At 32.9% G+C, this 26534-nt stretch carries 18 protein-coding genes and 1 tRNA gene; 3 read left to right on the top strand and 16 right to left on the bottom strand.

Annotated features, from left to right (window positions below):
• Positions 1-174: 174 nt before the first annotated feature.
• The 3 genes from J1D01_RS13395 to J1D01_RS13385 all read right to left on the bottom strand — a co-directional run bounded on the left by J1D01_RS13395 (position 175) and on the right by J1D01_RS13385 (position 6026).
• Positions 175-4050, bottom strand: a complete 3876-nt coding sequence (locus J1D01_RS13395; RefSeq protein ID WP_421151175.1) for a hybrid sensor histidine kinase/response regulator transcription factor — start codon at positions 4048-4050, stop codon at positions 175-177.
• 42 nt (positions 4051-4092) lie between these two features.
• The gene (locus J1D01_RS13390; protein ID WP_421151174.1) at positions 4093-5286 is read right to left on the bottom strand and encodes a DegT/DnrJ/EryC1/StrS family aminotransferase; all 1194 of its coding nucleotides are present in this window, start codon (positions 5284-5286) and stop codon (positions 4093-4095) included.
• Positions 5287-5396: 110 nt separating this feature from the next.
• Entirely contained in the window at positions 5397-6026 is a 630-nt protein-coding gene (locus J1D01_RS13385; protein WP_421151173.1) for an NAD(P)H-dependent oxidoreductase, read from the bottom strand.
• 187 nt (positions 6027-6213) lie between these two features.
• Here J1D01_RS13385 and J1D01_RS13380 point away from each other — a divergent pair.
• Positions 6214-6298 (top strand) — tRNA-Ser (locus tag J1D01_RS13380).
• A 443-nt stretch (positions 6299-6741) separates the two neighbouring features.
• Here J1D01_RS13380 and J1D01_RS13375 read toward each other — a convergent pair.
• The 6 genes from J1D01_RS13375 to J1D01_RS13350 are packed head-to-tail and all read right to left on the bottom strand — an operon-like array spanning position 6742 to position 16831.
• Complete coding sequence (locus J1D01_RS13375; protein ID WP_421151172.1) at positions 6742-7446, bottom strand: M48 family metallopeptidase; 705 nt, start codon at positions 7444-7446, stop codon at positions 6742-6744.
• A gap of 1 nt (position 7447) precedes the next feature.
• On the bottom strand, positions 7448-10711 hold the full coding sequence (locus J1D01_RS13370) for a type I restriction endonuclease subunit R (RefSeq protein ID WP_421151171.1): 3264 nt from the start codon (positions 10709-10711) through the stop codon (positions 7448-7450).
• Positions 10708-13587, bottom strand: a complete 2880-nt coding sequence (locus tag J1D01_RS13365; protein ID WP_421151170.1) for an NACHT domain-containing protein — start codon at positions 13585-13587, stop codon at positions 10708-10710. Before J1D01_RS13365 ends, J1D01_RS13370 begins: the two co-directional genes overlap by 4 nt.
• A 10-nt stretch (positions 13588-13597) precedes the next feature.
• Positions 13598-14770 carry a restriction endonuclease subunit S gene (locus tag J1D01_RS13360; RefSeq protein WP_421151169.1) on the bottom strand — a complete coding sequence of 391 codons (1173 nt, stop codon included), beginning with the start codon at positions 14768-14770 and terminating at the stop codon, positions 13598-13600.
• 1 nt (position 14771) lies between these two features.
• Positions 14772-16259 (bottom strand): type I restriction-modification system subunit M, encoded by a 1488-nt coding sequence (locus J1D01_RS13355; RefSeq protein ID WP_421151168.1) that lies wholly within the window; start codon positions 16257-16259, stop codon positions 14772-14774.
• Complete coding sequence (locus tag J1D01_RS13350) at positions 16256-16831, bottom strand: restriction endonuclease subunit S (RefSeq protein ID WP_421151167.1); 576 nt, start codon at positions 16829-16831, stop codon at positions 16256-16258. Before J1D01_RS13350 ends, J1D01_RS13355 begins: the two co-directional genes overlap by 4 nt.
• Before the next feature lie 212 nt (positions 16832-17043).
• On the opposite strand from J1D01_RS13350, the gene J1D01_RS13345 reads away from it, so the two are divergent.
• On the top strand, positions 17044-18108 hold the full coding sequence (locus J1D01_RS13345) for an endonuclease (RefSeq protein ID WP_421151166.1): 1065 nt from the start codon (positions 17044-17046) through the stop codon (positions 18106-18108).
• 99 nt (positions 18109-18207) lie between these two features.
• Here J1D01_RS13345 and J1D01_RS13340 read toward each other — a convergent pair whose 3' ends face one another.
• The 4 genes from J1D01_RS13340 to J1D01_RS13325 all read right to left on the bottom strand — a co-directional run bounded on the left by J1D01_RS13340 (position 18208) and on the right by J1D01_RS13325 (position 22153).
• Positions 18208-19170, bottom strand: a complete 963-nt coding sequence (locus tag J1D01_RS13340; protein WP_421151165.1) for an NAD(P)-dependent alcohol dehydrogenase — start codon at positions 19168-19170, stop codon at positions 18208-18210.
• Positions 19171-19246: 76 nt separating this feature from the next.
• A complete protein-coding gene (locus J1D01_RS13335; RefSeq protein WP_421151164.1) occupies positions 19247-20044 on the bottom strand; it encodes a CPBP family intramembrane glutamic endopeptidase in 798 nt (265 codons plus the stop codon).
• 151 nt (positions 20045-20195) lie between these two features.
• On the bottom strand, positions 20196-21098 hold the full coding sequence (locus tag J1D01_RS13330) for a hypothetical protein (RefSeq protein ID WP_421151163.1): 903 nt from the start codon (positions 21096-21098) through the stop codon (positions 20196-20198).
• A gap of 26 nt (positions 21099-21124) precedes the next feature.
• On the bottom strand, positions 21125-22153 hold the full coding sequence (locus J1D01_RS13325) for a serine hydrolase domain-containing protein (protein ID WP_421151162.1): 1029 nt from the start codon (positions 22151-22153) through the stop codon (positions 21125-21127).
• A gap of 472 nt (positions 22154-22625) precedes the next feature.
• Here J1D01_RS13325 and J1D01_RS13320 point away from each other — a divergent pair, with 472 nt between their 5' ends.
• Positions 22626-22895 carry a helix-turn-helix domain-containing protein gene (locus J1D01_RS13320; protein WP_421151161.1) on the top strand — a complete coding sequence of 90 codons (270 nt, stop codon included), beginning with the start codon at positions 22626-22628 and terminating at the stop codon, positions 22893-22895.
• Positions 22896-23007: 112 nt separating this feature from the next.
• Here J1D01_RS13320 and J1D01_RS13315 read toward each other — a convergent pair whose 3' ends face one another.
• From J1D01_RS13315 to J1D01_RS13305, 3 genes are all read right to left on the bottom strand, one after another.
• Entirely contained in the window at positions 23008-23643 is a 636-nt protein-coding gene (locus J1D01_RS13315; RefSeq protein ID WP_421151160.1) for a DUF6266 family protein, read from the bottom strand.
• A gap of 775 nt (positions 23644-24418) precedes the next feature.
• Positions 24419-24721, bottom strand: coding sequence for a GIY-YIG nuclease family protein (locus tag J1D01_RS13310; protein WP_421151159.1), 303 nt, complete (start codon positions 24719-24721; stop codon positions 24419-24421).
• A gap of 530 nt (positions 24722-25251) precedes the next feature.
• Positions 25252-26529 (bottom strand): hypothetical protein, encoded by a 1278-nt coding sequence (locus J1D01_RS13305; RefSeq protein WP_421151158.1) that lies wholly within the window; start codon positions 26527-26529, stop codon positions 25252-25254.
• Between the last annotated feature and the right edge of the window lie 5 nt (positions 26530-26534).

The raw sequence follows: 26534 nt of genomic DNA, 5'->3' as shown, positions 1-26534 counted from the left end.
ACTCATATAAATTTTTTCGTCATCGTTCTTTTTGGAAGAATTGAACATTGCTTTATCTACTACAAATTATTCTTTGGAATAAAATTAGTCTCTTAACTCTTTTGTTAATACAAGAGATGTTTCAAAGTATGCAACAAATGTTACATCACTCTGTTTATGAAGGTTTACAGACTTTTACCCTCTTTTAGAATACTCTACAGGCGTACAGTTATATGCTTCTTTAAAACATTTAATAAAATAAGAAGGCGTATTAAAACCTATTTGATAGGCGATTTCTGAAATAGAATTATCTGATGTTTTCAATAAATTAATGGCTAGTTTTAAGCGTTCATTTCTAATAAATTCAGAGGTACTTAAACCTACAATAGCTTTTAATTTTCTATGCAGTTGCGTTCTGCTCATTTGCATTTTTACTGAAAATGTTTCTGTATTAAAATCTGGGTTAGTTAGGTTTTTATCTAATACCTCTTTTAGGCGCTTTAAAAATTCTGCTTCTGTTGATGAAACCGTTATTTCTGGAGTTAAAGTAATGCTTTTGCTAAAGTGTTGTTGTAATCTATTTCTGTTTTCAATTTGTTTTTCTACTATTAACTTTAGTTTTTTACTACTAAAAGGCTTTGTTATATAGGCTTCTGCTCCAGTTTTTAACCCTTCTAGTTCATTATCTTCTCCTACTTTTGCTGTCAAAAGCACTATTGGTATATGGCTTGTTAGCTCGTTATATTTTAAAGTATTACACAGGTCAATACCGTTTTTAATAGGCATCATAATATCGCTAATTATTAAACTAGGCATATGCTTTATTGCTTTTTTTATGCCTGCTTGTCCGTTAGATGCCTCTATAATTTGGTAAGAGTTTTCAAAAACTGATTTTACAAATGTTCTTATATCTTTATTATCTTCTACAATAAGCAAACATGGTTTATTATTGTTATTCAACACATCATTGCTTAAAACAATTTCTTGTTCTGTGTTTTTTGAATTTAATATTTCTGAAGATTTAAAAGCGTCTTTAGTTATTGGTAAGGTAACGGTAAATTGAATTTTATCTAAATCTATACTATTGGCTATGATACTTCCGTTTGAAAGTGAAACCAGCTCTTTTACTAAAGCAAGCCCTACGCCTACACCTTCTGAGGCTTCATCATCTTTATAAAAACGTTTAAATAGTTTACCTAGGTCTTTTTTGGTAATTTCTTTATTAGTATTGATAACAGACAATACTAAGTTATTCCCTTGCTCATTTGCATCAAAAATAATCTCACTAGATTCTGGTGCATATTTTATAGCATTAGCTAGTAAATTAGAGCTAATCTTTTCTATTACATCTTTATCATACCAAACGTTTTCAAGACCTTCTATCCTACTTGATATAATCATGTCTTTTTCTTTAGCTTTATATTGAAATGCGGAAACTATTTGTATTAATAAAATTTTGAGATTCCCATTTTCTATTTTTAATTGTGCTTGTCCTGAATCTATTAAAGCTAAATCTACCATTTGATTTACTAAGCCTAACAATCTATTAGCATTCTGCTTTATTAAATTAAGCTCTTTACGGTCATTGGGTTCTAGATTATGTTTAGATAACTGATGATCTATGGGGCCTGTAATAAGTGTTAAAGGGGTTCTAAACTCATGAGAGATATTGGTATATAGTTTTGTTTTAAACTCGTCTAGTTTTTTTAAACGCTCTGTTTCGGCCTGTTTAAGTTGTAATTGAGTTTTAACTTTCCACCTAAATTGTAAATATTTATAAATACCAAACAGGATTAAAATTACTGTTAAAGCGTATAATATTTTTAAGAGGTTGGTTAAATACCAAGGTTTTAATATGGTAAATGAATATGTGGCTGGTATATTACTCCAAACCCCATCATAATTACTAGATAATACTTTAAATGTATAATCACCAGGAGGTAAATTTGTATAATGTGCTTTATTGTTATTTCCGGTTAAAACCCAGTCTGAATCATGATTTAATAATTGATATTTATATTGATTTCTATCTGGCTGAGAATAATGTAAACCAGAAAAGGTAAAAGTCATGGTGTTTTGTTTTGAAGAAAATTTTTCACCTTGTTTAATTGGGTGTGGTTTAGAAAAAATATCAAAATTTGTAATAACGGTTTTAGGTTTTATTGTATTATATGATAGGTTATTAGGGTTAAACCAATTTAAACCTTCTAAACCACCAAAATACAACATACCATTATTGTTTTTAAAATATGCACCTGTGTTAAATTCATTTGTTTGTAAACCATCATAATTATTAAAATTTTCAATTTCAACTACCGAATCTTTACTAATAGATGCTCTTGTTAAACCGTTATTAGAACTTAACCAAAGGTTATTATTACCATCTGGTAATATCCCGTAAATTACATTATTTGCTAGTCCATCTTTTATTGTAAAATGGCTGATTTTTTCTGTTTTTGTATTATACGCTTTTAAACCATTACCGTTAGTACCCACCCATAAAATATGATTGTTATAGTAAAGTGATTTTATTCTATCTGGAATTGCTTTAATATTTACTAAACTGTCATTAAGGGTATTTAAACGAAATAAACCATCGGATTCTGAACCTATCCACAAGGTGTTGGTTTCTCCTGCTTCAACAGTTCTAATAGCATTTGATGTTAAATTTGAATTTTCTGTATTATAACTTTTTACAATTCCCTTTTGTTCTTCAAAAAGCAACAACCCGTTAAGAGTACACAACCACAATCTATGGTTTTGAGCCTTATATATTTTCCATATAGATATAGTGTTGGTTTCATCAAAATCTTCAAATTTATGACCATCTGTTAACTTTTGTAAGCCGTCATTTTGATGCCCAATCCATAAATTTTTATTATCTGTAAACAAACTCATAATTCTATCACTTTTTAAAGCCGAATTATTTGTTGTAAACTTTTGGTAAGCATTATTATTTAAGTTAAAACTAGTTAGTCCTTTATTTGATGTGCCTAACCAAACCACTCCTTTTTGTTCAGTAATGGCTCTTACAAAATCTATATTTATATTATCTGGTGCTTGTTTATTGGTTAACACATTAAATTTAACCAAATCTTTATCATAATAACTTAAACCTGCGCCATCGGTTCCTAACCATATTAAACCTGTAAAATCTTCATATAAACTAAGTACATCATTATAATGCAAAGCGTACGGGTTTGTTTTATTAGCCGTAAAATGATGAACGGTTTCTTCATTAAAGTTTACAAGAAAAGCGCCATCTCCGTAAGTTGCTACCCAAAGCTTGTCATCATTTACTAATATATCTTGAATGATTAAATTTGTGGGTAAACTAGCATTTTTAAAACCTGTAAATTGTTTAAAACTTAAAGTAGTAGAGTCTTTAGCCACAAATAACCCATTACCAAAACTACCTAAAAACAACTGTTTACTTTTTTTTAATTTAGCTAAAGCACTAAAGTTAGTTTTAGGAAAAACACTTATAAATTCATAGTTACTTTTAGAAAATACTTTTATAATACCCTTTGATGTTGCTCCTATAATTTCATCTTCACTTTCTAGAAAATCATATGTAGTAACATCTTTTTCATTTTCTTTTAAAATTTGAGTTGTATCATGCTCTTTATCATTAAAATGATATAAACCAGAACCATAAGTGCCTATAAAATAATTATTGTTAGTATCTTGAATAATGGTACTAACATTTTGAATGTTTTTTACAAGTTCAAATTTATCTGATAGTTTATTTAGTTTATATAAAATTCCGGAGTTTACTACAATCCATACATTATCTTGTCTGTCAATGTATATCTTGCCCAATTTACTATAAGTACTTCGGGTAACATCTTCAAATTGAAAAGGGTAATATTTAAACTGATTACCATCGTATTTATTAAGGCCATCTTGGGTTGCAAACCACATAAACCCAGTACTATCTTGAGCAATACTTACCACACTGTTTTGTGATAAACCATGCTCTACCGTTAGCTCTCTAAAAGCTATTTGCTTACTCTTTTGAGAGAAAACAATACAAGTAAAAAACAGGAAAATTATTTTAACCCAGTTCATGTTAGTTACTGATTTACAGCAACTAAAGTTAGCTAAAAAAACTTACAAAACAGTTTTTATAATTTCTACCATTTTATTGGCTCTTGTTTTTACCGCTTCTTCGGTCCACGATAATTTTATTAAACATGATATGTTTCTACCAATATAGTGGTCAGACATTTCAAATGTTTTGGTTTCTAAATATTTTAAACCTGCTTTTACTTCTTTAGAAATTGGGAATAAGGATTTTTGTTGTTTTAAATGGTCCCACTTACGTATGTAATGCCAGTTATTATCAAAATAATTCCAACAAGCATCAATACCTTCATTTTTAAAGGTCTGCATTACTTTTCTAACAGTTTCTAAATCTGGTAAAAAGAAATTGAAAAAGGCGCCACTTTCCTCTCCCCCACTAGGAACCGTTCTTAATGTTACTTCAGGTATTTTAGACAGGGTTTCTTTAAAAATATTTAAATAACGTCTTTGTATTTCTAAAAACTCTGGCAAACGTTTTACTTGTGCTAAACCAACGGCAGCATGTAGTTCTGAAATTCTAAAATTATATCCTAAAAATGGATGTGTTTCTGCGCCTCTATCATTGCCTATATGGTCGTGACCATGATCACTGTAATGGTCGGCATTTTGGTAGTACTCCTTATTATTAGTTACTACGGCTCCACCTTCGCCACAGGTTATGGTTTTTACAAAATCGAAAGAGAAACACCCTAAATCTCCTATGCTTCCTAATGGTTTGCCGTTATAAGTACCGCCAATAGCTTGACATGCATCTTCTACTACCAATAAATTGTGCTTTTTGGCTAGTTGTTGTATAGCATTCATATTAGCCATACTACCACACATTTGCACTACCATAATGGCTTTTGTTTTTGGTGTTATAGCTTTTTCTATGGCCTGTGGGTTTAAGCCCAAAGTATCATCTACATCAACTAAAACGGGTATGGCACCTAAAAGCATTATGGCCTCAAAACTGGCAACAAAGGTAAAGGTTGGCATAATGACTTCATCTCCAGCTCCTATTCCTGCAGAGGCTAGGGCTACTGAAACGGCTGCTGTACCGCTAGATACTAATTGTACGTGTTTAGATTGAAAGGTGTTTTGAAGTTCTGCTTCTAGTTCTTTGGCTTTCCAATGGCCATTGCGCATACCATCAAAACCATAGCGCATTAGTACGCCGTTTTCTAATACATCGTTTACTTGTTTACGTTCTTGTTCTCCAAATAATTCAAATCCTGGCATGAGTTTATGTTTTGTTTTGCGTTAGGGATTGAGGGTTTGTTGAAGCTCCCCGACCTAAGGAGGGAGCGACTCCCGAAAGCCCGACCCGATAGGGTAACGCCCTGTTAATTTTAAATTTCTAAGACAGTTTCTGTTACATGCATCCTAACTTTTTTAAAGTCTGCAAACATATCGTCTTCTGCTCTATAACCTACTGGTAAGAGTAAAACAGATTTTAATCCTTTTTCTTGAAGTTTCAAGGCTTTGTCATAACCTTCTGGATTAAATCCTTCCATGGGGCAAGCATCTATGCCTTCTACAGCACAAACCGTCATTAAATTACCTAGGGCTATGTATGCTTGATTTTTAGACCATTGTTGTTGTTCTTTTATTGTCATGTTGCTTAACATGTCTATTAAATTAAGCCTGTATGGGTCTAATATTTTGTTGGGTGTATTACGAATGGATTGAATGTTTTTAAAGAATTTATTTACGTCTGCCTCTAGTATTTTTTCTTGAATACATAATACTAATAAGTGAGAGGCCTCAACAACTTGGTTTTGATTGTAGGAATGTTCTAGAAGTGATGCTCTTATACTGGTGTCTTCAACCACAATCATTTTAATTGTTTGCAAACCATAGGATGTTGCTGTTAGGTTAAATGCTTCTTTTAAGGTATTTAGTTGATTTTTAGTGAGTGTTTTAGTTGGATTAAACTTTTTTGTTGCGTATCTCCACTTTAATTTTTCTATAATATCCATCTGCTCATTTAAGTTTTTTACAAATGTACTATTTGAATTTTCAATTTGATAAAATTATATGATAAATTGAACCAGTAACTAAATAGGGCAAAATTATTTTTTAAAAAATTTGAATTTTATTTGAAAGAATTAAAAAAGGGTTCTATATTTGCACCCGCATTCAGGCGAATAGCTTGATGAGACACTTGGAGAAATGGCAGAGTGGTCGAATGCGGCAGTCTTGAAAACTGTTGAGGGTCACACCTCCGGGGGTTCGAATCCCTCTTTCTCCGCAAAACAAAAACCTTAACAATTGTTAATCAATTAGTTAAGGTTTTTTTATCTTTTATATCTAGCCCATAATTAATAAAGCCTCTCCCCGTCAGTTCGCGTTTCGATACATTTTTGCTACTGCTACCGTGTAGCAAAAACACTCAACATGACGAAAGAGAGCTGAATAACATTCCTGTAATCAATAAAGCCTCTCCCTCCGTCAGTTCGAGTGATTTGCGACGCAGGAGCAAATTGTATCGAGAACCTCGCAGTGACGGCTGGGTCATTGCAAACCTTTCGACGAGACTCAAGACAGGATAGGCTGAAGCAATCTCTACATCATTAAGACTAAACATTGATGAGACTGCTTCGTCGTTACCTCCTCGCAGTGACGCTGGTATTGAAAGTCATGGCAAACGCAGTGATGCAATCTCTAAGTCCAAAGAGATTATTCTAAAATGTATTAAACCATCAACCTTTCTAGCTTATCTTTAGTTGCCTTCCAATCTGGGTAAACCTGTTCTAAAAGGTCATAAAAAGCGGTACTGTGGTTTAAGTATTTTAAATGACAAAGCTCGTGAACAATAACATATTCAATACATTTTTTTGGGGCTTTCATAAGCTCTAAATTCAAATGAATTTTACCATTCTTATCACAACTTCCCCAGCGTTTTTTCATCCATCTATAAGATAATTGTGGTTCAAGCTCATAGACCTTCTTTGAAATAGGTTTTAACTCATTAAACAATTGATTAAAATGTACTTCGGCTTTGCTCTTGTACCATTGTTTTAAAAGCTCTTGAATATGTGTTTTATTAGAAAGGTCTTGCGTATATACGTGAATATAGCCTCCCGATAATTTAACCGACTCTGATTTATCTTGATGAAGCTTTAATCTGTATTGTCTTCCTAGATATAAATGAGTTTCTCCACTAACATACTTGCGGGCAGGTGTTAAAGGATGAAAGGATAAAAAGAAATCTTGCTGCTTAACTATCCAAGAAGCTTTGCTTTTTACTTTTTCTCTTATTTTTTCAACAGAACTTCCTATTGGTGCACAAACGTTTACCGATTTATCGGGATGTACTTTTATACCTAAAGTTTTACGCTTAGCAAATTCTAAATTGTAGTTGATTAAGGTATTACCATATTGTATTTGGTCTTTCATACTACTTATATTTTTGTTTAGCCACTTTAAGACATTCTTCAATCAAATGGTCTATTTTATCCCAATTCGTGTCTAAATCAAACTTTTTTAAAAGTTCATAAAGCCTATCACCTAAAGCAATATTAATTTTCCCAGTAATATCATTGTTTTTATGCCAATCTATAATCTTATTTCCATTTAAATAAATGTGCTCTTTAACGGTGTTATCAATAGCCAAACTTACCTCAATATGAAATGATGTTTTTAAAAGCTCAGAATCATCATAAATAGATTTACTAAAGTTATAAAAAGCCAATGCAGTATCATTATTGGCCAACTCTTTAGGAGCTTCATCAGACCTGCCATTAAAAAAACGGTCTTCATACTCTTTGGCTTTTTTTAAATACTCGGCTTCGGATATTCTTTTTAAATAATATTCTTCTATGGTTTCTTTTATTAAGTCTGCCAGTTTTTTATAATATACTGGGTCTTCTTGCATTTTTACATTTATAGCCTTTATAGTTCGGCTTGCAATATGATCTGCCTGAGCAGCCTTTCCTTTGATTTTTTCGACTTCAGCTTCCCTTTCCTCTTTGTTAAAAATATCTACCAGCTCTGTAACCTTCATAACTTCACCCTCTGTTGAAATATGCTTGTCAATAAGCTTTTGAATTTGAGGCTCAAACTCTTTGTACGACAAGTCGTCGTTATAGCGTCTTTTTACATCAACACGTAGTTTTAAAAAGAATTTGGCATCCTTCTTATACGTATCAATTTTTTGTTCATCTGTATTGTTCATAAAATCAACAGAAGACAATGCTACTTTTAGTAAACGAGCAAAAAGGCTTAACTTTTCATAAAATTTATTCCTAATATCTTCAGGAGCTAATAATTCTTCATAAGCCGAAGGTTCAAGATTTTTGTTTTTAAGTGTCTTGAAAATATCCCAAAGTTCGGAATGTGCTTGAGGCAGTTTTTTGATTTCCTCATTAAGATTAATCAAGGTACCCTCCAATTCTTCTTCATCAAATTCTGAGAGTCCAGAGTAAGTGTTTAGAGCATTGTCTAAATTCTCTAAATTTCCATAATAATCAATAATGTAACCATAATCCTTACCAGGATATACACGATTGACCCTTGCCACAGCCTGTAATAGGGTATGTTCTTTTAACGACCGGCATAAATATAGAACCGTATTGTTAGGAGCATCAAAACCCGTTAATAATTTTGCAACCACAATCAATATTTCGGGATGTTCACGCTTTTTAAATTGAGTAATAACACTTTTCTCAAAACGCTTTAAATCTCCGTATTTATCAATCATCGCATTGAAGTAGGTATCTTCACGCTTTTTGTCTTCATTTACATTGTAAAAGCCATCTTCAGTGCCTTCTCTTTGGTCTGATTGGGTTACAATGACTTCGGAACTTACTTTTCCAATATCATCTAAAATCTCTTTATATAACAGTGCCGTTTTAATACTTGGTGCTACTAATTGAGCTTTAGGCTTGTATTTATCACCTTGCGTTTGGAAAAAACTGGTGTAATGTTCCGAAATATCCCAAGCCCGTTCAAAAATGACCTTTTCAGCTTTATTTAATTCGTTAATAGTATTAAACTTCTTTTTTAAATTGGCTTTCCCATATTCCGATAAAGGCTCCGAAATCTTATCAAAAAAGCGATTTATAGGTTTCTCATCAACCGTAATCAAATTATGCCTGCCTTCATAAAGCAAAGGCACTACTGCTCCATCTTCTACCGCATCTTTAACCGTGTATGGACGCCCTATATACCCTCCAAACTTATTAGCCGTACTTTTCTCCTTTTTCATTAGAGGCGTTCCTGTAAAGGCTAAAAAACAAGCGTTGGGGAATACACGCTGCATACTTACGTTAAAACTACCGTACTGTGTTCGGTGACCTTCATCAATCATCACAAAAATATCAGGTGATAAAAACGGCTTTTTACATTGTTTTACAGCAGCTTCAAACTTGTTGATAATAGTGGTAATAATAGCATCACTTTTGTCGTGCAAAAGCTCTGTTAAGTGAGTTCCTGTTTTGGCTTGCTTAACTTCTTTTTGACATTTTTTAAAAGTGTCCGATATTTGGTCATCTAAGTCAATCCTATCGGTTACCAATAGAATTTTTGGATTGGATATTTCTGGGCTTGCTGCTATCATTTGAGCCAGCATGACCATAGTAAGGGATTTTCCACTTCCTTGTGTATGCCAAATTACGCCACCTTGCCTTTTGCCTGTATTGTCAAAACGAGATACTCGGTTTAAGGTATCCTTAATGGCAAAATACTGCTGGTATCTAGCTATTTTCTTGATGCCTTCGTCATAGACTATAAAGTTTCTTATCAGGTCAATAAACCGTTCTGGTCGGCATAAACTGTATAGCAATTCGTCTTGTTTGGTCAAGGGGCGTTCTTCTTGTTCCAAACCGTCAAAATAGCGTCTTACATAGTTAAACCCAAAACTTCTCTCGGCAAATAGCTGGTCTTTTGTAGCTTCTAGCAAAGGGGTGTTTTTTAACCTTTTTAATTCGTTCCAATATTGGGTTTCGGCCTCTTTACTAGAAAACTGCTCTTTCCATTTAGACCAAAACTCCTTACTGGTGCCTGTAGTAGCATAACTTCCTTCGTTAGAGGCAATACTTAGCAACAGATTGGAATACATATAAAGCGAACGAATGCCGGTTTTACTAAAATTTCTTATATGCTGTTCTATTGCCAATTCCGTAGGAGATTTGGTACTGTTTAAGGCAGGACTTTTACACTCAATAATTCCCATAGGAATACCATTGACAAACAACACTATATCGGGCCTATAAGTATCGGTTCTGCCTGTTCTTAAAACCGCATACTCTTCGGTAACGTGAAATACATTGTTTTCAGGATGTTCCCAATCTATGTATTGTAAGGTGTGGCTCTTTTTATCACCATCAATGCTTTGCTCCAAGGCTTTACCTAAGGTAATGAGGTCGTAAAATGCGGCGTTGGCATTTAAAAAACCTTCATTAATAGGCAAGTCTTTTAATGCCAGTACAGCTGTATTGATATTGGCATCTGAAAATGCATATGTTTTTCCTTTTCTGTGAATGCTGTTGATTTCTTTTAGCTGTGTTTTTAAAACATCTTCAAACAGCACATACGACTTTTTACCACCACGCCACTCCAAAGCCTGCTCTGGACTTACATAATGATAGCCCATATTGATAAGCAATTGAATTGCCGGTATTTGTGATATATGGTCTTCTATAAATGATGGTGTTTTACTCATGATAAAAATTCATAATAATTTTGGTTTATATCACAGATGTCATCAATCGTCTCAAACAAGGGAATAAATTCTTTAAAGATATTTGGATTTGTTAAGGATTTGAGGTGTTTAGAGAATCTCTTTTTAGCTCCAATACTATCTTTGATTTTAAAAATTTTTGGTATGGAAGTTTTTTTGAGCATATTAAATTCGTTAAGAATATCGTCTGAAAAGTAGTGCTCAATGGCTAAATAGTTTGATTCAATTTCCGTTTTTGAATAATCCAATCGAAATTCTGGAAATGGTATTTTTACACCAAAGACATTTAAATTCTCCAGTTTTTTTACTCTCTTATAATGTTTCCAATTAGTAAAAGCCTTATTTAATCCGTTGTAATTATTGATTCCAGAAGAATCAGCATCAAAAATCCCTATTATAGTTTCTCCATCAACTAAAGTTGGAGAGGATTTATCCAAGCATAATCTTACTTCCTGAGCTCCTCCAGAATTTATTCCTGCTGGTTTAGCTCTCCAATAAGGGATTTTATTTCCAGTTAAAACAGTGTAGGCATGTTCAAGAATTTCAACATCAGTTTCCCCCTCTGTTATTAAAACAACCTTTTTGTTTGATTGGATAACATCCAAATTTGAGAATCTTAGCTTAGAAATAGGATGCGTCCTCAATACGTCAGTAACTTTTTCTTTACTAGAAAAAGCCTTATGAATTTTTCTTTTTAGTTCTTGATGATATTTAGAACTGTCAAAATACAAAGCGAATTCGGCAATAGTTGTTAAATAAGGGTCGTTTAGAATATCCGTTTCATCAATTAACCTATTAAGATATGATGAGTTATGAATTCTAGTAGAGTGAAATATTGCTGCTAGAGTAAGTAACTTATAACCAATTGAAGAGTCATTACTTTTTTTATATTCCCCTAATAGTCTTTCAAAAGCCATTCCTAATGGTTGAGTAAGGGTGTGAGATAAAAAGTTTAGATAAAAGAAATACATATTAAAAATAGACACTGAGGGAAGTCTCATATTCCTAAAGAATGGTATTTGATTATCAGTACTTATTTTTTTGTACCAATCGTGCAGAATAAGATGATGATTCAAGACCGTATGAACCGCTTCTTCTCTAATGTTATTGTTGGTTTGATAAAGAGCTTGCAATAAATACCCAATACCCATAATTGAATTAGTATACTCCTCAATAGTTTCAGCTCTTTTGATTTTATTAATAATCTGTTTTAAGAAATCAGGCATATCTTTAGACTGTCCTCCATAAAAAACTGATACATTTTGCCAATCTAATTCATAAAAATTATCTACCAGACTGCTTTCTAGGTTTCTTTGGTGTTTGAAAATTTCTAGGGAAGCATAATATTGCAAAAATGATTTATGTGAAAACTTAATAAATGAATCGTTTTCACAAACTAGGATGCCTGAATTACTAATGAAGTAGTTCAAAAAATCTATCAATACTTCGTCTTCAATCGGACTAGATTTGGATTTAAAATACTCAAGAAAAAAGTCAATAAACTCTGTTTTTGTAAGTGGTTGATGATGTTTTGCTTGCAATAGTTTTAAAGCATAAACCGACAATATTCTTTCCCTAAAGTTGAATTTTATTAATTCAAACCGATTATTCGCTGTTGCTTTTCCAAGTATCAACTGATTAAAGTTATCATAAATATCAGAAATAGTTGCAGGAATCTCAAAATTCTCTTTTTCGTAAACTAGTGATATAAGAGACATTGAAAGTGGCGACAATGGAATTCTTTCTAAAATTCGATTATCTGTTAAAGCTTCAATAAGATTTTTAGATAAATTTTCATCATCAAAAAACCTATTAGCAAACTCTCTAATTTGTTTATCGTTAAATTTTCGAATCCTAAATAGTTCAGTATGATTGCTAATTGCATTTAGGTTGTTAGACTCAATGGATCGAGTTGTTAATACATATCTAACTTTCTTGTTTTGAGATAAATTATGAAGTTGATTAACAATAGATTCTTGGTCTTGTTTATCAAATTCATCTATCCCATCTATTAGTAATACCAAATTGTAGCTTGTCAATATTTCCTTCCAAGTTCCAGCAATTTTGCATGTTAAAAGACTCTCGCAAGCATTCAATATATTAAATGAAAACTTTCTGATAATAAAGGGTGATAGATATATTGGTAGTGATTTCCTTTTATCTTGTTTTTTAATAATTTGTCGCCCCAATTCCTTAAGCAGTGTACTTTTTCCTGAACCTGTATCACCTTCTATAATAGCAGAACCTTTTCGATTTACAAGTTCATTAGAATTTACTCTTATCAATTTAACAGAATCACTTTCTAAATCTTTCTTTAGTTCATACAATTGAGGTTTGATATATATTGAAAGGAGTTTTTTTACCCTAGTCTCCAGTCCTTTAATGTTTAGCAACGCTGATTTCTCAGTCATTTCTTCAAGAAAAAACCTTTCGTATTCAATTAAATCAAAACTTTCATAAAGTAGATAGTTTGGGTAATGTTTTTCTATTAGTTTTTGTAATGCATCTCTAGGAATAAATTTCAGAGATACTTTTGAACTACCTTTAAGCTTTGCTTCAATTGAATTTGATATTGTAGTTGTAGAAATAATACTTATTGAGTCGATGTTTCTCTCCAGAATATTTGCAATTAATGCTTCCAAAGTACTCAAGTCTACATCATTGCCAGAAAGAGGCTTAGTATTTAATATAAAGGCTTCCCTAGTTGGCTGTAAACCAATGTTTAAATTAGTAAGAATAAAACCATCCTTTTTTTCTATAATTTCATAATTCTCTCTAGATAGGATGTTTCCCAGCAGTTCAAATAGTTTATTGAATTCGATATTTTGAATTTGTTTTTTAAATGATTCATTTTTCATAATAACCAATTTACAGTTTTACCCTTATTTTACCCGTCAACAACTGCTGCATTAAACCTTTTTTCTGGCTTTGTAGCTGCTCTAAATACTCTTGTTGCAAACTTATTTCTTGGTCGGCTGTTTCAATCACTGATGCTATGGCTTTTTGTTCCTCTAAAGATGGAATATAGAAACTCATTGATTCTAATCCATCAAAGGATAAACTATCACGAACACTACCTTGTACAAATTGAGGGATATGACCAATAAACCACCAAGTTTTAAGTTGGTAATAAAGAAAATCTGGGTTCAAAATTCTATCATCAGTTTCAAAAATTATATACATTGGACTCAGTAATCCCTCATCGAAATTTCTTAGCAAATCTATAGAGCCAACATTTACTCTAGAAGGGTTATAAGCAAACTGACCTTTGCGAACAATTTTGTAATTAGACAAATCTTTACTTGCTACTTTTCTATCAAATTGTTCTGATTGATTTATAAACCCTCTAGAATTAGTAACTGAAAGAACACGCTTTACACCCAAGGATTTATTTCTATCACTTTTCTCTTTTAACAAACCTTTTAGTTTAGTCAAGGTGACACCACCATCAAACCCACTCAATCGCTTTCTCCCCGTTAGCAACTGTTGCATCAAGCCTTTTTTGCGAAGCTGGAGTTGTTGGATGAGGTTTTGGGTCTTTTCTATCGCCCTGTCCCAAGTGGAAAGGATTTCAGCGATTTTTTGTTGTTCTGGTAGTGGGGGAAAAGCTAGTTTGAGTCCAATCAATCTTTTCACTGATAGCCCAGGTTGAGCAGATGATTCGGATAACCTATTGAGCTTTAAATGTTCTAAACGATAAGATAAAAAGTCCAAATCATTTTCTGTGTCGGTTTGAACAGCAATTGCATGTTCACTAACAAAGTTCTTTCCAGTAATTCGAACTATATTTCCGCACAGGGCTCCCTGTCTACCTATCAAAAAGTAATCTCCTTCATGTGTGAATTCACTGCTGTATCCTCTTAATCCATTACCTCCGTATACAGGATATTTACCGATTGAACTGATAGATTCTGATGTAATTGAATTACCACTTTTGAAATTTACACAGACGTCACCTAGTTTTTTGATGGGCCAGTCAATTGGAGCAATTCCAAACTTGGTTTTTTGGAACCCAGCTTTAGTTTCTGTAATAACTTCCATATTAAAATCCCAATTCAGTTAAATACTTTTCCATTTGCGTTTCCACCTCAGCAATTTTAGCTTTAAGAGCAGCAATTTCTTCTTGTGTTGCTTTAATATCTACAGGTTCTTCTTCTTCAAAAGTATCGACATAACGAGGGATGTTTAGGTTGTAGTCGTTTTCCTTTATTTCATCCAAGGTAGCCACATAGCTGTATTTGTCAACGCTTTCCCAGTTTTTGTAGGTGTTTACTATTTTTTCAATATTGGCATCGGTAAGCTTGTTTTGGTTTTTGGCGTTTTCAAATTCCTTGCTGGCGTCAATAAACAATACATCGGTATTGTCTCCTTTATTTTTATCAAAAATCAAGATACAAGCAGGTATGCCCGTGCCATAAAACAAATTGGCAGGCAGGCCTATAACGGCTTTCAGTAAGTTTTCTTCAATAAGCTGTTTGCGTATTTTGCCTTCGCTACTACCTCTAAACAATACCCCATGTGGTAAGACCACGCCTGCTTTTCCGTGTTCGTTTAAGGTTTCAATCATATGGGTTAAAAAGGCATAATCGCCCTTGCTTTTAGGAGGAACTCCTCTATGGAAACGGTTGTACCTATCGGCAGTGGCATTTTCGGCTCCCCATTTGTCTAAAGAAAAAGGCGGATTGGCTACCACAATGTCAAATTTCATCAAGGCATCGTTTTCTCTTAACAATGGGTTGTTTAGGGTATCACCCCATTCTATATGAGCATTGTCCATTTCGTGCAAGAACATATTCATACGAGCCAATGCCCATGTACTTCCGTTAAGTTCTTGTCCGTTAAGAGCTACGTTTTTACTACCAATTTCGTCTGCAACTTTTAACAACAAAGAGCCAGAGCCACAGGTTGGGTCGCAAACTCGATTTCCTGCTTTAGGCTCTACCAATTTTGCCAATAAGATAGACACTTGAGCAGGCGTATAAAACTCACCAGCTTTTTTACCAGCATCAGAGGCAAAGTTGGCTATTAGGTATTCATAACTGTCTCCAATAACGTCATTGCCTTCAAGGTTAGAAGGTCTGAGGTCTAATTCCACAAAATCGGTCAACAGGTTTTTTAGTCGTCTGTTACGGTCTTTGGTTTGCCCCAAATTGGCTTCGGAATTATAATCGATGTTTCTAAATACCTTTTCGAGCTTAGAACGGTTGGCATCTTCAATGTTTTCTAAAGCAATGTTGATAAGCTCCCCAAGATTGTCGGCATTTCTGTTTTCGTATAAATAATCAAAAGAACAGTTTTCTGGCACTTTAAAACGTTCGTGCTTCATGGCACGTTCCACACGTTCCAAATCACCATTGTACTTTTTCATATAATCCGCTCTTTTTTCTTTGTTTACATCAGAGATGTATTTGATAAAGAGCATGGTTAAAATGTAGTCCTTATACTGGGTAGCATCTATGGTACCTCTAAAAGTGTCGCAGGCTGCCCATACTTTGTTGTTTATTTCTTGTTGTGTTAGTTTGTTGCTCATAATACTGAACTGTTTTTGTTTATCATTTTATTAATAAGCCCATTTTTAAGAGCTGTTTTCTTTTTTAATAAATCTTGCGTTAGTTGTAAATCCTCATCCAAAATAGCAACAAGCTCAACCAGCTTTTTTTGTTCGTCTAAAGAAGGCAAGGCAATGGCAACCTGCTCCAATTCCTTTTTAGGAATAGAAGTAATACTTGCCCCTGCACCAATAAGCTTTAATTGATATTGTAGTTTTTCGGAATTAAGATATTGAGCTAAATAAGCCCCTAATACTTTTGTAGGGTCTGTTCTTATGATATAAAACAAGGAAGAAGGAATTAACTGTCCAAATTCGGGTTGGTAAGCCCAAGCAAAAGTTCGAAGACCTTTGCCAGCCAAAATCACATCATTAGAACGCAGCAAAAATTTATCATTCTTACCATCAAGCTCAACGAAACTTTCCTCAAATTTTGTTGGCTTAAACAACTCATCAAAATGCCCAGCATGAAGGTATTTGACAGTGCCCGATTCTTGAGGTTTTTCGTATAAACCGAACTGTATTTCTGCGATGTTCCCGAGTTTTTCTACCATAAAAACAATCTACTTTCTATCATTTAACGGTACAAATATATAAAAAATTTTTATTGTAGAGCATTTCAAATCATGTTTTTTATTTTGTAGAAGATTTCAAATATAAGTTTTTATACTGTAAAAATAAATAAAAAACCTGTTTTTTAAGAGATAATCCCCCTTTAGTTATCGTATTTGCTTAACTTTACTTCCACCCAAATCTTATTTTAGTTATGCGTTTATTAAGGCTATACATTTCACTTTTAGCAGTATTTGTTTCAATAACAATAAGTGCTCAAATACCTACTTATTACAGCAATATAGATTTCTCTCAAACCGATGATGCTCTTAAAAATCAAATAAGTACATTAATAACAACCACACATACAAACCAATTACCATATACAAGCGCTTCTACAGATACTTGGGATATTATTAAAACAGCAGATTTAAACCCTTTAAATAACCAAAATGTACTTTTAGTTTATGGTTATGATGATTTAGATAATACCTATAAAACAGATAGAACACGTAGTAAAGACTTAAATTGTACCTCAAACTCTTGTATAGGTTTGTGGAATAGAGAACACGTTTTTGCAAAATCATTAGCAAACCCAAGTTTAGACACAAGTTATCCCAGTGCAGGTACAGATGTACATAATTTACACGCTTCAGATTCACAAATGAATTCTTCAAGAAATAACAGAGTATATGCATCTGGTAGTGGTAACGCCACCATAACAGCACAAGGTTATTTTTATCCAGGCGACGAATGGAAAGGTGATATTGCACGCATCATTATGTATATGTATGTACGTTACCCCAATCAATGTTTAGCAAATGATGTTGCTTTTAGCTCAAACAGTACACATTCTGATATGCCCGATGTTTTTCTTCAATGGAATAAAGATGACCCTGTTTCTGATTATGAAATACAAAGAAATAATGAAATTGCACATGCCCAAGGCAACAGAAATCCGTTTATTGATAACCCTTACATAGCTACATTAATATGGGGAGGTACACCTGCAGTAGATAGTTGGCAAGTACTCGCTTTACCAAAATTATATAATCAGGAATCTGTTTCAATATACCCAACTATTGCTACTAATTATTTAAATATAGTATCTAATAAAACAAATAACTATCAATATACAATTGTAGATTACAGTGGTAGAGTATTACTTAATGCAACTGTAGCCAATAAAGTTGATATTTCCAGATTAAATACAGGTAGTTATATACTATATTTAAAATCTAATCAATCTGAAAGTACTTTTAGGTTCATTAAAAAATAAAACAGCCTTATCAACGCCACAAGAACATCTGCTTTCTTTTTTCGTTTTTCTTAATAAAACCCCTTTAAACTCTACGTTTAGAGGGTTTTTTATTAATGATTATAGATTAACAATTACTATATTGCCTACTTTACGACCCGTTTCTAGATAGTGATGGGCGTGTCTTATATCTAATAAGCTATATTTTTTTTCAATTTTTGTTTTAAGTTTTCCTTGTTCAAAAAGATGTATTAAATCTTTTAATAAACACTTCAATGCTTTAGTGTTTTTCATACCTGTAGCTGCAAACTTTACTTTTTTTGAATTCCATAACATGTGCCAAAGTATTTTTCCACTTAATACTGGCGTCATAAACATGCCACCAGAGCTTATTAAATTTTTAACGCTTTTATAAGATAGTTTCCCTACAGTATCATAAATCACATCATATGTATGGGTTAAATTATTTAGATTGACTTTAGTATAATCTAAAACTTCATCGGCTCCTACAGACAACACAAAATCTATATTCTTTGTACTACAAACTCCTGTAACCCTAGCGCCCATTACCTTTGCTAATTGCACTGCAGTATTACCTAAACTTCCAGAAGCGCCATTAATTAAAACATGTTGTCCTGGTTTTACATTGGCAATATCTTTTAAAAAATTGTATGACGTTAAAAACCCATCACATATTGGTGCGGCTTCAATATGAGAAATATTATTGGGTTTTTTATCTACAACCAAATCTTCGGCAATACACAAATACTCTGCATTAGACCCATTGCTAAATAGTTTTTCGCCAAAAACCGCATCGCCTATTTTAAATTTTGTTACTTGGGCTCCCACAGATTCAACAACACCAGAAAAACCAGTTCCTAAAAACCTGTTTTTAGGTTTAAATATGCCTAAAAATAATCTACCGTATTTAGGTACTCCTTGGCGCATCATGGTGTCTGCTCTGGTTACAGATGATGCCTTAATATTTACTAAAACTTCGTTATGCTTAGGTAATGGTTTTTCTAAGTTAGTTATCTTGATAACTTCTGGCGAACCATAAGTTGTATAAATTGCTGCTTTCATTATTACTATTATTAATGCTAAAGTTTAAGGTTTTCAATTTATTAATCGCTCGTATTTTATAATCAGAATAATATTTCTACAAATAAGGTGAGCCCATTACATGAAAAACTAAATCCCAAACAATGTGTACAATTATTGCTATTAGTAAACCACGTTTCCAATACACCCAACCAAAGAATGATCCCGTAATGAGATTTCCTATCATAGTAGCACTCACTGTTACCAAAGTGAGATTTGAAAAGTTTTTTGATAATGGTAAATGCATTAAACCAAAAAATACTGCCGTAATTATTATACCCACCCAAACCACAGTTGTTGATGGTTTTACTCCTTTTTTAAAACGTTGAATTAATGCTATAATAAAAGACATTAACCCTAGCCTAAAGATAATTTCTTCTGTAATTCCAGCCGAAAATGATACAATGGCATAATAGAGTTTAGAAGGTCTTTCAATAAGGCTTGTTGCAGGAAAGGCATCTCTTATTTGCTTATGAATTAGAAGTAATACTAGTGCTAAAACTACACTAAGCCCCATAAAATACAATAGCCCTTTAAACACATTTGAAAGCTTTATTGTTTTTCTCTTAGAAAACAAACTTTCTATAACTGGCGCGCCCAAGTGTGCTTTTTTTGATAACCATAAACCAACAAAAACCACAATTATACCTATTATAAGTCCATAAACTACTGTTTGTATTATTTCTGTAGCTATAGAATTAGATAATTTTACACTTGTATTACCTGCCTCTATTTTTAACCGTTTTAATTCTCGGCTAAAGGGAATGTTTAAAAGTGTGCCTACTACAAATAAAATAACTACAAAAAAAGCTGTTGATAGGCTATGATGTGTTTGGGTTGAATTTGGTGATTTCATTTAATAAATTTTTGCTAAATATGACCTTGTAATATGGGAGTGTGTTAAAATTATTGCTTAGTTGTTAATTTAAACAGAACACACTAAACTAAAAATATACGTCCTTAAAAAACTACAGCTAGAGGTAATTACATTTGCCAAAATACCTGCATTAATTACAAAAAACATTTAATTCTTGATGAGCTGCTAATGACACCATTGGTATATCTTGATTACTATCTATTTTAATACAACTTAAATGGGGGTTTCTATCTACTTTTAAATCTACAAGGTTGCTATTACTACTAACATCTAAATTTGTTAGTAAATTACTGGTTATATACAAATGGGTTAAGCTACTATTCTCTGCAATATCTATGTTTTCTAATTGATTATCTGATACTAACAAGGTTTCTAAATTGATATTTGAAGAAACATCTATATTGTAGAGCTTATTTGTAGTTAATAACAGATTTTTAAGACTTACAGCTTCTGTAATATTAAGTGATGTTAAATCATTATTGCTTATATGCAAAATTTCTAATAATGGGTTATTAAGGCTTATCGCTTCAAGGTAATTAAAAGATAAATTCAATATCTTTAGCTTTTGTAAATCTGTTAAGCCTTTAACAGATACAAGTTCATTAGCCGATACATCTAACAGTTCTAAATTAGTATTATTACTTACATTAATACTTGATATATTATTTCCTGCAAGATATACTGAGTCTAAAAGCTTATTAAAACTCAAATCAATCTGCTCTATATCGTGTTGGTTGGCTACTAACTTTTTTAAACTTACAAAGCCTTCTATACCAGACAAATCAGCAATAGCTCCATACTCTAAAGTAGCCAAATCTAATACTTCAATGTTATTAGCATCTGCTTTAAGCATTTGTTTATTAAGCTCTCCATCTGTATCTATGCCTTGATGTATTAATATAGCTTCAAAACTAGCATCGGGTATTTCTAAATAAATATCAGTATGTAAACTACCATCATCTGTAGCGCATGAAGCTAAAAAAACCATAATTAGAATTAGCCTTGTAAGTAAGCCTACTAGAGTATTTTTCATTTTATTATAATGTGTTTTTAAGTTGGTTATTGAGTATTCTGGTTTTTAATAATTTTATAAATTCTATTATTTATTATTTCAGACAAGTTCCAATTGAGTAATTTGGGGTCTGTTGTACTATAAAAATGAACAACCACAGCGTCAATATCTTTATAATATTTTGCAAAACTTTGGTATCCTGGAACCCAACCTGAATGTTCATACTCATAAATAGAAGCATAAATTTCTTGCTCTTTGTTTTTAAATAATGTTCCGTTGTTCAATGCTCTCAAAAATGTTCCCACATCTTCTGCCGTAGCATGCATACCATAATCGTTTGTTTTTAAATCATGCGGGTATCCTACATGGTAACCACTCATTACATGGTTTATGTCAACTTGCTTAAGCGAACTAAAAGTGTTTTTAAGGTTTAACGGATTTAAAATTGCTTCTTGTATGAATTTAAAATTACTATAACCCAAAACATTATCCATAATCTTATTAATTAACAAGTAATTGGTATTACAATATTCATAGTCTTCACCAGGTTCAAAGTTTGCGGGTTTCCCTTCAATTAAGGCTAGACTTTCTTCAAAAGATTCTGTAGGCGATGCCCAAAAGTTTGGAGCATCTGTAAAATTAGGGATACCACTTTTATGCTGTATCATTAATCTTAGAGTGATTTTGTCTGCATTTTCAATTTTATTAGAGAGCTCTGGTAAATAATCGGCTATTGTTTTATCTAATGAAAGACGCCCCTCACTTACCAATTTAGTTACAGCCACAGCATCATATAACTTACTAATACTGGCTATTTTAAATAAAGCCTGGGGGTTAGCATGAATTTTTAATTCTCTATTATGCCAACCAGCACCGTAATACTGCGGTTCTTTCCCTGCCTGGTCTACATATACAATCACTCCTTCAAAACCATGATTTACAGCTTCATCTACTTGTTCTTGAACCGTGTTTGGTAGTGGTAAAATCCATGCTTTTACTAAAATCCATGGTACAAAAAACATAGAAACTATAGTACCAATTAATAACGCTAGCCTTATAATGAGTTTAGTTTTCATAAATTATATTATTAATAGTTTTGTTTTTCTTTTATAAGGCAAATATCTAGCAAGTTGAAACTTTAAAGAATATTAATTAACTGAACTGTATAATCTTAATGATAAATTGTATTCTTAATCGCTTTTGTTGTTTTTTTTAGAATAAAATATTAACACAAAAACATCACTTGATATATAGTTTCATTTAAAAAATCAATTTATAAATACAAGACAAAGTTAGGCATAAGCCTTATATTAAAAGTACTATATTATAAATTAGAACTAATTCTTTTTATGAGGTTTTAAATAAGAACTATGGGGTATTCCTTCTATTTTTTTTTAAGAATGTATTAAAAAAACGGCCTTTATTATGCCGTTACTTAAAAATAAATCAATATAACATATCGTAGTTTACCTCCTACACACTTGAAAATTTTCATACAAAAATGTACTTTTAAAGCATAAATCTGAAAATTATAAATTTTTATGAAACATGAACACTTCAAAAAAAAATGAACCCAAACCATTTTTTAATGAATCTAAAACCTCACTTATTGATGGTAACATTGCAAAAGACGAAGAATGGCTAACTACAGAAGATGTTATGAAACACCTTAACATAAGCAAGAGTAGTGTGTACCGTTTAAGGGTAAAAAAGCTCATTCCTGCCTATAAATTAGGTGGCACCGTTGTTTATCCTAAGAGCTTAATTAACAAAATGCTACTTAACAAGGCTTTAAAAAACCTTAATTCTGGCAGTTAGGTCTTATAATTCTCCCTAAAACTAGTATTATACATAAAAAATGCCAATCATTATACCGTGTAAACACTTTATAATAACTGGCACTTATTGGCTAACTGTTACGTAATATGCTTTAACTTACAGTAAGCTCTCCTAAATAATTGCTTATAGCGGCATTGGTATTGCTTACAAAAGTAGCCCAAGTTTGTACATCTATTCCCGAAAGAAAAGCAGGTAAAGTTACTTGTGCACTTTCATCTTCTCTAGAAGCAATTTGCTCATAGGTTTGAAACAACTGTAAAGTTGGCGCATAAAACACCACTACCAACTGGTCTGTAGCACTGGCATTACCTTGTCCGCTATTATCCACCCAACTTAGGTTTATAACTTGATTAGCTGCAGCCGTAACTGTTGGCGAGTCTATATCTCTTAAATCGCCTTTGCTAATAAGTACTTTTTGGTAATCTATAACAAACCCTTCGGGGGTCTCTACCAAGGCATTTTTAAGATGGTACGACGTAGCCAAATTGTACGTAGACTTATCGCCTTGTGATTTGCCAAAATAGTGACTCAATATACTCTTAATAGGTGTTAAAAAATCAACTACTGTTTTAAAACGCTCGCGTTGTAACAGTTGTGCTTCGGTTGGAACATAGTTACCACGTTGTGGTACACTACGCATAACATTTTTGCCTCTCCAGCGTGCGCCAACAACATTGCCCACTTTACCAGAAAAGCCTCCTAAAATGCCTTTTTCAAAAGTTGCCATAAGTTCATGGTTTTTGGGGTTAATAATGCCCCCAAGATATAACGCCTTAAAAGTATTATCCAAATTATGACACGTATTGACTGCTATTGACACCTATTGACTACTATTGACATGTTTTGACATCAATTGACATCAATTGACATCTATTGACCACTATTGACTACTATTGACATCTATTGACTACTATTGACCTATTTTTAGCAAATTTTAGGGGTTTTGTTCGAGTTTTGTTCGAGGATTGTTCGTCTCAGCTAAGGGTTTATTTTTTTAAAATGGATTTTTGTGGGAGAAAGGTGGGAGATAACTACTCCCTAGTTATTGAGAATCTTTCGACGAGGCTCAAGACAAGCTGTAGTGAAGCAATCTCATCACGTCATTGCGAACGCAGTGAAGCAATCTCTAAATCATTTAGACTATAATTAAAGAGACTGCTTCGTCGTTACCTCCTCGCAGTGACGGATGGCGTCATTGCGAAGCCAATAGGCTGAAGCAATCTCATCACGTCATTGCGAACGCAGTGAAGCAATCTCTTGGCTAATCAATAGAAAGATTACTTCGTCGCTGTGCTCCTCGTAATGACGTTGGTATTGAGCGTCATTGCGAATCTTTCGACGAGGCTCAAGACAAGCTGTAGTGAAGCAATCTCTAAATCGTTTAGGCTATAATTAAAGAGACTGCTTCGTCGTTACCTCCTCGCAGTGACGGATGGTGGTGAGATTACTTCGTCGCTGCGCTCCTCGCAGTGACGGAAAGGAGTGCTTCCTCTTCATGACGATTAATTATCAAAATAAAACAACCACCCCTCAGATAAATCTTTCCAATCTAGATTAACAGCATTAATAAGCGCTTCTTTTCGCTTTCTATTTCCTGCTTTTAGCTGTTTTTCTCTTGCTATTGCCTGATTAATATCTGTGAACTCTTCATAATACACAAGCTTATTACAATTATATTTAGCTGTAAATCCCTTAAACTTCTTTGTTTTATGTTCATAAACACGCTTAACCAAGTTACTGGTCACTCCTATGTAAATAGTGGTATTATTCTTATTAGCCATGAAATAGACATACGACTTATTCATATTTCTAAAATACTAAATTTTGACATTGTAATAATATAATCATTGTTGCTTGTATAACATGATAATCTCTAAGTCCCAAAGAGATTACTTCGTCGTTACCTCCTCGCAGTGACGGATGGCGTCATTGCGAAGCCAATAGGCTGTGGCAATCTCATCACGTCATTGCGAACGCAGTGAAGCAATCTCTAAATCGTTTAGGCTATACATTAATGAGACTGCTTCGTTCCTCGCAGTGACGGATGGTGGTGAGATTACTTCGTCGCTGTGATCCTCGTAATGACGTTGGTATTGAGCGTCATTGCGAATCTTTCGTCTATCGCTCAAGACAAGCTGTAGTGAAGCAATCTCTAAATTATTTAGGCTATATATTAATGAGACTGCTTCGTCGTTACCTCCTCGCAGTGACGGATGGCGTCATTGCGAAGCCGATAGGCTGAAGCAATCTCTAAATCGTTTAGGCTACACATTAATGAGACTGCTTCGTCGTTACCTCCTCGCAGTGACGGATGGTGGTGAGATTACTCTTTTAATTAAAAAGACCTTATAAAATCTATTGTTTGTTCACTTAAAAGTTTATCGCATATTATTATTAAATCTTCATTGCCATCATAATTTATGGTAAAAACGCTTTCTTGATTAGGCATTAAGGTTTTTAAAGATTTAGTAGATTTATTACCGTTTATAGAAAAATAAGCATCATAATAAATTGGAGCACAACCAATATTTTTAACTGTTAATAAGGATTTGCCATTAACTTTTTCAAACTTTATAACTTCAAATTTATAACCTGAACTTATACTTGCTTCTTTTATACGTTCTTTGGTTTGATACTTATATTGGTCATTACCAATCATGTATGAAACAAAAAAGCGTTTAGCAAATGATTCATAGGATTCTCCATAGGGTCCAGAAGGCGACAATACATTTTCTTGATCGTATTGAGTGTAATAATTAAACTCTCCCCCAATAGGTGCCTTTTGATATCTGGTGTTTAACTCTAAGAACTTAAAACGTTGCTCATTAAAACTCTTATGTTCTTTACTCATAAAAGAATCATCAAATAGCCCAAAAGAAAGGTTTAATAAAGATTCATTACTTCTAAAAGGCGTAACATTACCATCTTCAACATCAATAGAAATAGACCATTTTAAATTAACAAAAAAACTATCCATTTTAGTTAAAAAAGAGGTTTGAAATTCTTTTGATGGAAATGTTTTTCCTAATTCAAAAGGGCCGTCATAAATATGATATTCTCCCCATAGCCCAAACCCTACTTGTAAAAATGCAAGTCTGTTATCATCGTCATAACGTTGGGCAAATTTTTCATAAAACTCTAATGTAAAATCTTTTAATTCTTGGTGAGACCAATCTGGAAACCAGGTTTCTTTGTTTTCACTTATTCCTTTTGTTTCTTCATAATCTGGCAATTCTTTTATATAACTTGGAACCGATGTGGTTTTACCAACATATGCATACCTAAAACGAAGAATGGCTTGATGATTTCTTGAGGCTATAGCATTTAATTTATCATCTACTACCTGCCAATTATATACTCCTTTTTCTGAAACTATCTCATCAAAAAGCATGTATGAAAATTCTAAGGTATGCGCTCCTGAGTTTGCATTAGGGTTTCCATCCCAAACAACTATACCCGTCATAGGCTGAACCTTAGTAATCTTGGTGACTCCTCCTTTATTTAGAATTGAATCTGTTGTATCTATAACCTCTTCAATGGTATTTTTGTTTTCACCCCCACATGATGTGAGTAAACAAACATTAATTAGAATTAATAATAACAGATTTTTCATTTTGT

This window comes from Seonamhaeicola sp. NFXS20 (assembly GCF_049132085.1).
In the GTDB taxonomy this organism is placed as follows: domain Bacteria; phylum Bacteroidota; class Bacteroidia; order Flavobacteriales; family Flavobacteriaceae; genus Seonamhaeicola.
Note: the sequence above shows the minus strand (reverse complement) of the source record. Positions and strands in the feature narration are given on the sequence as shown.

Coding starts and splice junctions, on each gene's coding strand:
- J1D01_RS13395 (WP_421151175.1), bottom strand. CDS start 4,050: ATGAACTGGGTTAAAATAATTTTCCTGTTTTTTACTTGTATTGTTTTC.
- J1D01_RS13390 (WP_421151174.1), bottom strand. CDS start 5,286: ATGCCAGGATTTGAATTATTTGGAGAACAAGAACGTAAACAAGTAAAC.
- J1D01_RS13385 (WP_421151173.1), bottom strand. CDS start 6,026: ATGGATATTATAGAAAAATTAAAGTGGAGATACGCAACAAAAAAGTTT.
- J1D01_RS13375 (WP_421151172.1), bottom strand. CDS start 7,446: ATGAAAGACCAAATACAATATGGTAATACCTTAATCAACTACAATTTA.
- J1D01_RS13370 (WP_421151171.1), bottom strand. CDS start 10,711: ATGAGTAAAACACCATCATTTATAGAAGACCATATATCACAAATACCG.
- J1D01_RS13365 (WP_421151170.1), bottom strand. CDS start 13,587: ATGAAAAATGAATCATTTAAAAAACAAATTCAAAATATCGAATTCAAT.
- J1D01_RS13360 (WP_421151169.1), bottom strand. CDS start 14,770: ATGGAAGTTATTACAGAAACTAAAGCTGGGTTCCAAAAAACCAAGTTT.
- J1D01_RS13355 (WP_421151168.1), bottom strand. CDS start 16,259: ATGAGCAACAAACTAACACAACAAGAAATAAACAACAAAGTATGGGCA.
- J1D01_RS13350 (WP_421151167.1), bottom strand. CDS start 16,831: ATGGTAGAAAAACTCGGGAACATCGCAGAAATACAGTTCGGTTTATAC.
- J1D01_RS13345 (WP_421151166.1), top strand. CDS start 17,044: ATGCGTTTATTAAGGCTATACATTTCACTTTTAGCAGTATTTGTTTCA.
- J1D01_RS13340 (WP_421151165.1), bottom strand. CDS start 19,170: ATGAAAGCAGCAATTTATACAACTTATGGTTCGCCAGAAGTTATCAAG.
- J1D01_RS13335 (WP_421151164.1), bottom strand. CDS start 20,044: ATGAAATCACCAAATTCAACCCAAACACATCATAGCCTATCAACAGCT.
- J1D01_RS13330 (WP_421151163.1), bottom strand. CDS start 21,098: ATGAAAAATACTCTAGTAGGCTTACTTACAAGGCTAATTCTAATTATG.
- J1D01_RS13325 (WP_421151162.1), bottom strand. CDS start 22,153: ATGAAAACTAAACTCATTATAAGGCTAGCGTTATTAATTGGTACTATA.
- J1D01_RS13320 (WP_421151161.1), top strand. CDS start 22,626: ATGAACACTTCAAAAAAAAATGAACCCAAACCATTTTTTAATGAATCT.
- J1D01_RS13315 (WP_421151160.1), bottom strand. CDS start 23,643: ATGGCAACTTTTGAAAAAGGCATTTTAGGAGGCTTTTCTGGTAAAGTG.
- J1D01_RS13310 (WP_421151159.1), bottom strand. CDS start 24,721: ATGAATAAGTCGTATGTCTATTTCATGGCTAATAAGAATAATACCACT.
- J1D01_RS13305 (WP_421151158.1), bottom strand. CDS start 26,529: ATGAAAAATCTGTTATTATTAATTCTAATTAATGTTTGTTTACTCACA.